General features: G+C 26.8%; 10 protein-coding genes and 1 tRNA gene. 7 read left to right on the top strand and 4 right to left on the bottom strand.

The annotated features are described in order from the left end of the window. Positions 1–50: 50 nt before the first annotated feature. Entirely contained in the window at positions 51–1,547 is a 1,497-nt protein-coding gene (locus ACQY5W_RS10385; RefSeq protein WP_428024899.1) for a hypothetical protein, read from the top strand. A 70-nt stretch (positions 1,548–1,617) separates the two neighbouring features. Continuing rightward, the gene (locus ACQY5W_RS10390; protein ID WP_428024900.1) at positions 1,618–3,207 is read left to right on the top strand and encodes an ABC-F family ATP-binding cassette domain-containing protein; all 1,590 of its coding nucleotides are present in this window, start codon (positions 1,618–1,620) and stop codon (positions 3,205–3,207) included. A 10-nt stretch (positions 3,208–3,217) separates the two neighbouring features. Here ACQY5W_RS10390 and ACQY5W_RS10395 read toward each other — a convergent pair whose 3' ends face one another. Then, positions 3,218–3,697, bottom strand: coding sequence for an acyl-CoA thioesterase (locus tag ACQY5W_RS10395; protein ID WP_428024901.1), 480 nt, complete (start codon positions 3,695–3,697; stop codon positions 3,218–3,220). A gap of 283 nt (positions 3,698–3,980) precedes the next feature. On the opposite strand from ACQY5W_RS10395, the gene ACQY5W_RS10400 reads away from it, so the two are divergent. Further along, a complete protein-coding gene (locus ACQY5W_RS10400; protein WP_428024902.1) occupies positions 3,981–5,297 on the top strand; it encodes a tetratricopeptide repeat protein in 1,317 nt (438 codons plus the stop codon). Positions 5,298–5,306: 9 nt separating this feature from the next. After that, entirely contained in the window at positions 5,307–6,230 is a 924-nt protein-coding gene (locus ACQY5W_RS10405; protein WP_428024903.1) for a FecR family protein, read from the top strand. A gap of 33 nt (positions 6,231–6,263) precedes the next feature. On the opposite strand, the gene ligA is transcribed toward ACQY5W_RS10405, so the two are convergent. Continuing rightward, the gene (gene ligA, locus ACQY5W_RS10410; RefSeq protein ID WP_428024904.1) at positions 6,264–8,234 is read right to left on the bottom strand and encodes an NAD-dependent DNA ligase LigA; all 1,971 of its coding nucleotides are present in this window, start codon (positions 8,232–8,234) and stop codon (positions 6,264–6,266) included. A 140-nt stretch (positions 8,235–8,374) separates the two neighbouring features. Here ligA and ACQY5W_RS10415 point away from each other — a divergent pair, with 140 nt between their 5' ends. The 3 genes from ACQY5W_RS10415 to ACQY5W_RS10425 all read left to right on the top strand — a co-directional run bounded on the left by ACQY5W_RS10415 (position 8,375) and on the right by ACQY5W_RS10425 (position 10,029). Beyond that, positions 8,375–8,722 (top strand): hypothetical protein, encoded by a 348-nt coding sequence (locus tag ACQY5W_RS10415; protein WP_428024905.1) that lies wholly within the window; start codon positions 8,375–8,377, stop codon positions 8,720–8,722. 7 nt (positions 8,723–8,729) lie between these two features. Further along, a tRNA-Val gene (locus ACQY5W_RS10420) sits at positions 8,730–8,804 on the top strand. A 118-nt stretch (positions 8,805–8,922) separates the two neighbouring features. Then, positions 8,923–10,029, top strand: coding sequence for a tyrosine-type recombinase/integrase (locus ACQY5W_RS10425; protein ID WP_428024906.1), 1,107 nt, complete (start codon positions 8,923–8,925; stop codon positions 10,027–10,029). Here ACQY5W_RS10425 and ACQY5W_RS10430 read toward each other — a convergent pair. Further along, complete coding sequence (locus tag ACQY5W_RS10430; protein WP_428024907.1) at positions 10,018–10,785, bottom strand: nucleotidyl transferase AbiEii/AbiGii toxin family protein; 768 nt, start codon at positions 10,783–10,785, stop codon at positions 10,018–10,020. The two genes, ACQY5W_RS10425 and ACQY5W_RS10430, sit on opposite strands and share 12 nt — an antisense overlap. Positions 10,786–10,788: 3 nt before the next feature. After that, positions 10,789–11,058, bottom strand: a complete 270-nt coding sequence (locus ACQY5W_RS10435; RefSeq protein WP_428024908.1) for a hypothetical protein — start codon at positions 11,056–11,058, stop codon at positions 10,789–10,791. Between the last annotated feature and the right edge of the window lie 401 nt (positions 11,059–11,459).

Raw genomic sequence — 11,459 nt, forward strand, 5'->3', positions numbered from 1 at the left:
ATAAAATATAAAATGAAAGATAAGAGAAATCTTTCTTAATAAGGTATTTCATGAAAAACTCATCTGATGTCGAAAAATGGCTCGAAAAAAATTCTATAAGTAATTATTTTATTTCAAAAGATTTAAAAGTAACAGTTCATGGAAATGTAAATTTAAATGGTAAATTAACTACAAATAAATTACCAGTACAATTTGATGTAGTTGATGGGTATTTTGATATCAGTCATAATACACTTACTTCACTAGAAGGATGTCCAGAAAAAGTTACTGGGGATTTTAACTGCTCATATAATAATATTGATTCTTTACTAGGTTCTCCTAATGCGGTATATGATTTTAATTGTTCTCACAATAAATTAACTAGTTTAGCATATTGTCCAAAAGAATTGATGGGTTATCTTGATTGTTCAAATAATGAAATAATATCAATAAAAGGAAGTCCGAGAACTATCAGAGGATATTTTAACTGTTCTGAAAATAAAATACACTCCTTAAAAGGAGGACCTAAATATGTATCTTCATATTTTGATTGTTCACATAACATTATTAGAGAGTTAAAAGGTGGCCCTGTTACAGTTGGTGAAGATTATATTTGTAATGGAAATGATATTCAGGATTTGGATGGTATTTCTGATGAAATAGGTTGGGATTTAATTACAGATATTAGACTTAACCATCTTGTACACAGTTTTGATGAGATAACAACAACTTGGAGATATAAAGGTAAAGATGTTGTTGAACACGTATATAAACCAATTGTATCTTTACAAAATAAAGAAGATATAGATAAGTGGCTACATAAATATGATATTAGAGATTATAGAATATTAGAAGATAATTCAGTTGATGTAAATGGTAGGGTAAAATTAGCTGATAGATTGGCAAATTTATCTAGACTACCTTTAAAGTTTAATGAAATAAATGGTGATTTTGATATAAGTGATAATGAATTAACTTCATTAGAAGGTTGTCCAAATATAGTAAAAGGTGACTTTTTAGCCTTTAAAAATGAAATTTACTCTTTAAAAGGTGGACCAAAAGAGGTTCATGGAAACTATATTATTCTTAAAAATAATATTTCAAACTTAAAATATGCTCCAACAATAGTAAAGGATGATTTTATTTGTTCTCATAACCCAATAGATAGTTTAGAGGGATTAAATTTAGTTCAAGGTTCTGTTTTTACAAATGTATCTTTGCCTGATATAAAGTCACAAAAATTTGTTTATAACAAAATTACAACTTATAAATATGCTGGTGATTTAGTTTGTGAATATTTAGACAGAATTTATGTTACATTGACAGATGAAGAGAAAGTTTTTGAAAATACAAGAAAAAAACTTCATAATGGTATAACTAAGTTAATAAATACAAATACTTTAACTAAAGAGATGGTTACAGATACTTTACTTAAAAATTTAACAAAATATAATCTAAATGATTTAAAAGAAAAAGTACTTTGTATTAGAAATCCTAGTGAGAATGAAAAAGAGAAAGAATTATCTGAAAAAGAGTTATTAAAACTGGCTTTTGATCAGGAAATTTAGTTTTTTACTTTCTACTTAGTTTATTTTTGATAGAATCGCGGATTACTAAAACAAGAATTAGGGAAAATATATGGTTCAAACAGTTAATTTAAAAAAAGCATTTGGTGCAAGAGTTTTATTTCAAGATATAAATTTAAAGCTTGATGCTGGAAAAAGATATGGTTTAATAGGTGCTAATGGTGCTGGAAAAACTACATTTTTAAAAATACTTTCTGGAGAAGAAGAAGCAACTGAGGGTGAAGTACAAGTTCAAAACGGAAAAAAAGTTGGAACTTTAAGTCAAAATCAATTTGCTTATGAAGCATATACTTTATTTGATACTGTTTTACTTGGAAATAGAAGATTATATGATGCTATTAAAGAAAAAGAAAAACTTTATATGGAAGAGTACACTGATGAAGTAGGTGAAAGATTAGGTGAGCTTGAAATAGTTTGTTGTGAAGAAGATCCAACATATGAATATGATGTAAAAATTACTAAAATATTAGAGGATTTAGGTTTTCCAGCAAGTGAACATCAAAATCTTATGTCAACGCTTACTGGTGGAGATAAATTTAAAGTTTTATTAGCACAAGTTTTATATCCAAAACCAGATGTATTATTCTTAGATGAGCCAACAAATAACCTTGATATTGAAACGATTGGTTGGTTAGAAAATCAATTACAACATCATGATGGTACAATGGTAGTTATCTCTCACGATAGACACTTCTTAAATGCTGTTTGTACGCATATCTTAGATGTGGATTTTAAACAAATTAGAGAATATAGTGGAAATTATGATGATTGGTATATCGCTTCTACATTAATAGCAAAACAACAACAAGCTGATGTAAATAAAAAATTAAAAGAAAAAGAAGAGTTAGAAAAGTTTATCGCTAGATTTAGTGCAAATGCTTCTAAAGCTAGACAAGCAACTTCAAGACAAAAACAGCTTGATAAATTAGATGTTGGGACTATTCAAGTTTCAAGTAGAAGAGACCCATCTATTATTTTTAGACAAAAAAGAGAAGTAGGTAAAGAGTTACTTACTGTTAAAAATATCTCTAAATCTTACGATGGTGAAGTTGTTTTAAATGATATTTCATTTACAGTTGAAAAAGGTGACAAAATTGCGCTTATTGGACCAAATGGTATTGGTAAAACTACTTTATGTGAAATTATGGTAGAAAATTTAAAACCAGATTCTGGAGAAGTTTTATGGGGTGCAACTATTCAAAATGGTTATTTCCCTCAAAATGCAACGGATATTATTTCTGGAGATATGACTTTATATGATTGGTTAAGAAACTTTGATAGAGATGCAGATATTGCAGAAATAAGAAATTGTCTTGGTAGAATGTTGTTTAATGGTCAAGAACAAGAGAAAAAAGTAAGTTCTTGTAGTGGGGGAGAAAAACATAGAATGTGGCTTTCTAAAATAATGCTTGAGCAACCAAACTTTATGATACTAGATGAGCCAACAAACCACTTAGACCTAGAAGCAATTATTGCATTAGGTGAGGGACTTTTAGCATATCCAGGTTCTGTTATTTGTGTTTCTCATGATAGGGAATTACTTGATGCGTATGCAAATAGAATTATTGAAATAAAAAATGATGGAACTATTGTAGACTTTAAAGGTACTTACGAAGAGTATATTGAATCAAAAGAAGCGTAGGCTTCTTTTGTTATAACTTTGTAGCGTGTTTTGAAGACATTCTTTGCTCTCTTCTTTTTATAGCATCGTTATATCTTCTTTTTTCATCTTCTGTTACTGGTTCTAGTTTTGGAACAGGCATTGGCTTCCAATCTTTATCAACTGCAACCATTGTAAAATAACAAACATTTGTATTTTTGATAGTATGATCTTTGATATCTTCAGAAATCACTTTGATACCAATTTCCATTGAAGTTCTTCCCACATAATTAACTGATGCGTGAAAAGTAACTAATGAACCAATTTTAATAGGGTCTTTAAATAAAACCATATCAACAGATAATGTTACAGCATAACCACCAGAATATCTAGCTGCACAGGCATATGCAACATGGTCTAACATTTTTAAAATTTCACCACCATGTACATTTTGTCCCGTAAAGTTTGCTTTATCAGGTGTCATTAACATCGTCATTGTAAGAGATTTCTCACCTTTTACTGTATTACTCATATAAAAACCTTTTGTAAATATCTAGTTATTATAGACTAAAAAATTAAAAATGTATAATAAAAAGTTATATTTAGATAAAATTAGAGAAAAAACGTATAAAAAAAGTAACACATGTAAATATATTTAAATCTTTGTTAAAAGTTTATGCTTTGAAATATATATAATTAGTAATTTATTATTAATTTTTTGAGATTTTTAAAAAATTTAATTAAAATGTGACCAATTAGTGACCAAAGTTGTGTTAGAATAAATAAAAAATATTATTTTTTTGAAAATGGGAATTATGAATAGAAAAATATTATTATCAACAGTTTTTGTTACATCACTACTTTTTGCAAAAGAAACATATACTTCTTTTGATCAAGGAGTTAAATATTTTGAAGAAAAGAATTATGAGAAAGCATATGAGATATTTCAATCGCTTTCAAAAAATGATTTAGGAAATCAAACTTTAAATTTCTATCTTGGAAGATGTGCATATGAAAGAGGAGAATATGACTTAGCAATAAGTTATTATGAAAGAATACTTTTCGTTCAACCAAATAATTCACAAGCAAAATTAGAGATTGCGCAAAGTTATTTGATGTTAAAAAACTATGTTCAAGCAATAAAAGAGTTTGAAAATGTACTTATTGATACAAAAATTCCTCCAAATGTAAGAACTAATGTACTATCAAGAATTGATTATATAAATGAAACTATGCAAAAAAACTTTTTTAGTGGTGCTTTAATATTTGATGTATTATATGATTCTAATGCAAGTAATTCCTCAAAAACTGGTAATTATTCGATTTATGTACCTGAAACATCTAGTAACTTGACTTTAACAAATGACGAGACTAATAAATCAGATTACTCATATGATGCAATTGCAGTTTTAAATCATGTTTACAAATATAAAGAGAATATGACATTAAACAATAATTTAGTTTTTTATACACAAAATTATAAAAGAAAAAAAGATAGTAATATTGATGTAATATCTTTTTCTACAACGCCTACATATTTTAATGAACAAAATAAATATTCAACGGGATTAGGGATTGATTATGTTATATTAAATGATAAAAATTATTTAAAAAATTATAATTTAACTCTATCAAACTCTCATATTTTTAATCAACTTATTTTAAATGATATTTCACTAAAAATTAGTAAAAAACTATATGATCAAAATGATGATAAAGGAAAAAATTCCCATGTATTTGAACTTAAAAATAGTTATAAACATAATACAAATGATTTTGGGCTGTTTACTTTAAACACTTTTTATAATAAAGAAATAGCTATATACAATACAAGAACTGATATTAGTAAAAACACTTATGAAGTTAATATAGAAAACAGTTTACCTCTTCCTGCTGAATATACTTTGAATAGTAATATTGGTACAAAAAAAGTAATATATACGAAGCAGGATGTTAATTTTTTGAATAGGAGAGTAGATAAAACATTTAGTTTCTCACTTGGTATTGTAAAACCAATATCAAAGAATTTTATTTTAGGGTTAACGGGCACCATGGAAAATACTATTTCAAATCAAGTACCATTTGACTATAGTAAATATACTATTAAATCATCATTGATTTATACATTTTAAGGATTTAACATGAAAAAAACACTTTTTTTACTTTTTATACTTACAAATTTTCTTTTTGCAAGTATAGGGGAAATAACAGCTTTAGTTGGAGAAATAAAAATCTCTAGAGATAATACTACTATTTTAGCAAAACTTGGAGAAAAGTTAGAAAAAAATGACGTAGTAAATAGTGCAAAAGGTTCAAAGGCACAAATTACAATGAATGACAATACTATTATTACTATTGGACAGAATTCAACTTTGAATATTTTTGATTATGTTTATGATGAAAGTAATCTAAAAGAGTCTAAAGCTAGCTTTGGATTTATGGAAGGTTCATTTAAATCAATAACTGGAAAAATTGGAAAAATAAATAAAGAGAAGTTTAAACTTAAAACAAAATCTGCATCTATTGGTATTAGAGGGACAACTATAGTTGGAAATCAAAGAATAATTGCATGTACAGATGGAGCAATTAGTGTAACTGCCAATGGAGTTAGTGTATTTGTAGAAAAACAACAATTTACACAAACACTTCAAGGTCAAATACCAACTTCTGCACAAGCTCTTATACCTGAAACTTTAAACAGTTTAGAAAAAGAATTTGATGGTGGAACAGTGCCACAAATAAAAGAAAAACAAAACAATTCTTCAAAAGAAACTAAAAGTAAAAAAACTGATTTAGTTACATATGAGAATACAAGTGTACATGAAAATAAAGTTGACAAAAAAATTAATTTTGATTCTAATAATGTAGGTAAGATAGTTTCTTCTAAAGGTTATAATAAAGGAAATGAAATCTCAAAAGATTTAGTTCAAAAAGTTAACAATAGCAAAACAAAAGTTGTTAAAGTTAAAGATACAGAGTTGAATAATAGCAACTCATCTAGTATTAAGCTAGGTAATAATGGAAACCATGGAAATAATGGAAACCATGGAAATCACGCCGAATAATAACTAATCTTTAAGTTCAAATATCATATTCATTTATTGATTGATATTTGAACTTTTATTTGCCATTTTATTCATTTCTTCTTCATTTATAGTTTTTACATTTAGTTCAACTGCCTTGTCATATTTACTTCCAGCATCTTCACCAAATATTACATAATCTGTTTTTTTAGATACACTAGAGCTTACTTTGGCACCTAATGCTTCAAGTTGTTTTTTGATTTCTCCACGACTTACACTCATAGTTCCAGTAATAACTACTGTTTTACCTTTAAAGGCATTTTCGCTTACTTCTATCTTTTCTTCAACAGTTGGATTTATAGTATTTATTAATTTTCCTACAAGTTCTTCATTAACTCTCATAAATTCACAAAAAGAGTTTGCCATTTGTTCACCTATACCATCAAGTGCTACAAGAGAGTTATAGTCAATACTTACAACATCAAGACCAAATTCTAAACATATTTGTTTTGATGCTACTTCTCCAATATGTTCAATTCCTAAGGCATTTATAACCCTATGTAAAGAACTTTTTTTAGTGTTTTCTATGGCATTTAAAAGATTGTTTATCTTTTTTTCTTTAAATCCTTCAAGGTTTTCCAAATCTTCATATTTAAGTGAGTATAAATCAAGTATGTCATAAATCTTTTTTTCTTTTACAAGAGTTTCAACTATTTTATTTCCTAATCCATCAATATTCATACAGTTTTTACTTGCAAAGTAAATAATTGAGTTTACAACTCTTGATGGACAATCAAGATTTTGACACTTGATTTGTGTACCTTCATCTAAAAGCTCACTTTCACATTCTGGGCATGAAGTAGGGCGATTAATTATAGCTTCTTCTCCTGTTCTTCGTTCTGTAAAAACTTTAGTGATTTTAGGAATAATATCTCCACTTTTGATAATAATAACCTCATCATTAATACGTAAATCTAATCTTTGTATCTCATCAAAATTATGTAAAGTTGCACGGCTTACCGTACTTCCATCTATTAGTGTTGGCTCAACAATGGCAACAGGAGTAACAACGCCTGTTCTTCCAACTTGTAAAATAATATCTTTAAGTTTAGTTGTTTTTTCTACTGCAGGAAACTTATAAGCACAAGACCATCTAGGAAATTTAACTGTATATCCTAACTCATCTTGGGTTTCAATATCATCAATTTTAACAACCATTCCATCTAACATCATCTCAATTGTATCTCTTGATTTAATTATTTCATGGTAAAGTTCTTCAATTTCATGAGTATTTTTGCATATCTTTTGAAGTGGTGGTTTTACAAAACCTAGTGAATAAATATAGTTCATCTTATCACTTAGATTTTTATATTCAAGTGAGTTTTCTCCTATCCCCCAAACATTAAAAAATAGTTTACGTTTAGCTGTAATATTTGGGTCAAGTTGTCTTAAACTTCCAGCAGCTGCATTTCTAGGGTTTGCAAATAGTTGCTCATTATTTAAAGCTCTTTCTTCATTTATTTTTTCAAAGTCAGCTTTTTTTATAACTATTTCACCTCGAATTTCTATAAGTGATTTTTCTTCTATTTGCAAAGGAATAGAGTGAATTGTTTTTACATTATTAGTTACATCTTCTCCAACACTTCCATCACCTCTGGTTATAGCTTGTTTTAAAACACCATTTTCATATATTAAATTTAAACTAGCTCCGTCAAACTTTGGCTCACAATAAAACTCTAGATTTGTATTTACTTTTTGAGCTCTTTTTATCCAATCTTCTAATTCAAGAGTGTTAAAAACATCTTCTTGTGACCACATACGACTAAGATGAGAAGCTTTTTCAAAGCCTTCTAAAACAAAACCACCAACTCTTTTATTTGGAGAATTAGGGTGAGAAAGGGTAGGGGTTTCTTGTTCAAAAGCTAAACATTCACGGGAAAGTTTATCATACTCTTCATCACTTGCAAGTGGATTATCATATACGTAATAAGCTTTTGCCCATGTTATTAAAGTTTCTATTTTTTTATTGTATTCATTTTGTGTCATATTTCTCTCTTGTTTCTTTTGTAAAAAATTAAATTTTTAGCATAAAATATAGTTGTATTAATAGTTATTAATTTTGTGAGTGAATTATATCATTTTAACCTAATATTTTTTTTGATATAATTATAGACTTTGGAGAAAAAATGAGTTATTTAGATATTTTTATTTTAGGTTGGAATTTAAATGCTTTAATGTTTGTAGTTAATTTATTGCTTGCTGTAAGAGTAATAAAAACTAATGACATAGAAGAAATAAAAGCACAAACGAGATTGTTAGAAGATTTGAAATATGAATTTGATAAATACTATCCAAATAGAAAAATAGAGATTTTAACCTCTTATATTGTACCATTCACTGCTTTTTTTAGGATGTCTTTAAGACTTTTAGAGATGTTTCTTTTCTTTTCAAAAAATAAAAATACTACAATGTATGATTTTATGGTTTATAAATATTCATACGATATTCAAAAAGCTAAATCAAGAAGTATTTAGTAAAATTGTTTGATTAGCTCAGGGGTAGAGCACTACGTTGACATCGTAGGGGTCACTGGTTCAAATCCAGTATCGAACACCATCTAAATTACTACTAAATACTTATAAATAGGGCTTTTGTCTCTAATATATTACTTTTAATTACTTTTAAGATATACTTCAAATATTATAAATACTACTAAAAAAGTGTGGGGAAAAGTGTGGGAAGTATTGGATTAAAAAGAAGTGATTATCAAAAGACAAAATTTCCAGGAATCTACTTTGTTCAAGATTCTCAATCAAAAGTAAAAACTTATATTGCACGAATTAAAGTTGCTGGCATAATTGATACAGAGCAAATAGTAGGTTATTCAAATGATGCAATAAAAACTAATCCTACAATAGCTTATGAAAAAAGAAATGAATTAATTAACAAAATAAAAAATGGTGAATCTATTAAAAAAATAGAAAATCCAAAATTGTGTGAATTTTTTGATGAATATATAAAATATAAAAGAAATATGATAAGTTCCAATAAAATTTATATTTATGAAAAGTTCTTTAATAAACATGTAGATTCAAAATTAAAAAATAAAAAACTAAAAGATTTACAAAAAGATGATTTACAAAAAATTATAAATAAAATGGCTTTAGCTGGTTATAAACCTGCTTCAATTTTAACTATTAAAGATGTATTTAGTCCAATGCTTAATTATGCAGTTGAACTTGATTATGTTAATAAAAATATTTCAAAAGGTTTGCAATTTCCTAAATTTGATAAAAATAGATATTTTACTCTTGATGATGAAAAAGCAAAGTTATTATATAGTGAAATATTGAATATTCCAGATAATCAGATAAGAACAATGTTTTTATTTTTATTAAGAGGAAGAAGAGCAGGGGAAGTATTATCACTTGAATGGCAATATGTAGATTTAAAAAATGATAGATACACTATAATAGATTCACAAAGCAAAATAAGGAAGACTTTAACTTTTGTATTAGATACAGAGTTAAAAGAGGCTTTAGAGTGTTTAGAAGTTAAAACAGAGGGCTTATTATTTCCTTCATCTGTAACAGGGAAAAAATATTATTCATTTCCTAAGAGACAATGGCATAATTTAAAAAAGAAATGTGGAATTGCTAATATGAAATTGCATGATTTTAGACATCTTCTTGGATATACTCTTATCAATAATAATGTTCCAATTGAGCAAGTATCACGAGCACTAGGACATAGCAGAATTTCAACTACTCAAATTTACAGTAATCAAAAAGAAGAAATGGCAGCAAGTGCGGTTAATAGTTATTTGAAATTAATGAAGTAAATGTGGTTTTGCATCCTCTATCAATATAGACGACTGGCTTAAAGAATTCCATTGTTCCTTATTTAGATCATCTCTCAAAGTAAAAGCTTTTTTTTTTAATTCATTAAAATTGTTTTTTTTATCTAAACAATAATAAGAGTTTAGAAATTTTTCTAATCGATCATAATTAAAATTATATATTGATTTTACTACATTTTCTTTTTTTCCAGCATATTCATCAGTCTCAAGTTGTTTTTTTGAAGAAGCTTGAAGTATACAACTCCAATCAAAACAAAAATTATTCGCAATACATATAATATCAAATAAATCTTTTGGTTCATTTCTATTGCAAAAAGTAGTGAGTTTATTCGATAATATATTTTCTAAATTGTCAATTTTTAAACCATTTCTTAAAGTATGAATTTTACCAACTCTATTTTCAAAATAATTTTGTATCTCAATTTTTAGAGCTATATCATCTTTTTCTATATAAAAGAAAGAGTAATCTTCACTTTCTTCTTTTGGTAAATTCTCACTTGTTTTATATTTTGCTTGTATTTGTCTTGAAATGAGTAATGATTCTTGATAAAATTGGAAAATATTATCAGCAAAAAAATCTAAATCTTCAGAAAGTCTATGGTTTAAATAAAATCTAGCTAAAGCAGTCCCTCCTCCAAAATATATGGTAGAAACAGATTGTTTTATTTGAGAGAAACTCTCTAATACTTCTTCTTGGAAAGTATAGAGCTTATCCCATTGCTCTTTGTTTTTTTCCATTATTTAAAGTGTTTCTATGAAATATTTAGTTTTTGAGTTTCTAATTCGTTTAACATTAATATCTGAAAAAATATTTTTTATTTCTTCCATCGAAAAAGCTTTTTTTAAGTCATCAACCGGCAAATATTTTAATATTTTATATCTTAGTGTATCATATGAAACAGGAGAATCAACATCATTTTTAGTTGTTAATATCTTATATACTGAAGTTGCATCAATATCGTAATCCCAACAAATAGCACTAAGAGCACTTATTTTAGGTGACATTGTCATATGATTTTCCTTTCTTTTTTTGTGTAAAGCAAAAAGTACTGTGTTTTGAAACTAATTATATCAAATATTTATAAAAATTACAATTTATTGAATATTTTAATTTGTTTTATTTGACAGTACAGTTTTAATTAATCTATTTATCCAGAGTTAAAAGAGGCTATACAGTGCTTAAATGTTAATACAGAAGGTTTAATATTCCCTTCGCCGGTAACAGGGGAAAGATATTATACATTTCCTAAAAGGCAATGGCACAAATTGAGAAAGAAATGTGGTATAGACACAATGACACTTCATCAATTTAGACATTTACTTGGATTTACACTCTGGAATGACCCCAAAAATATAGACAAAAATTTATTCCGTTAATTTATGAATATAGATGATAAAATCATCTTGAAAAT

The organism is Arcobacter sp. (assembly GCF_050300555.1).
Lineage (GTDB): Bacteria > Campylobacterota > Campylobacteria > Campylobacterales > Arcobacteraceae > Arcobacter.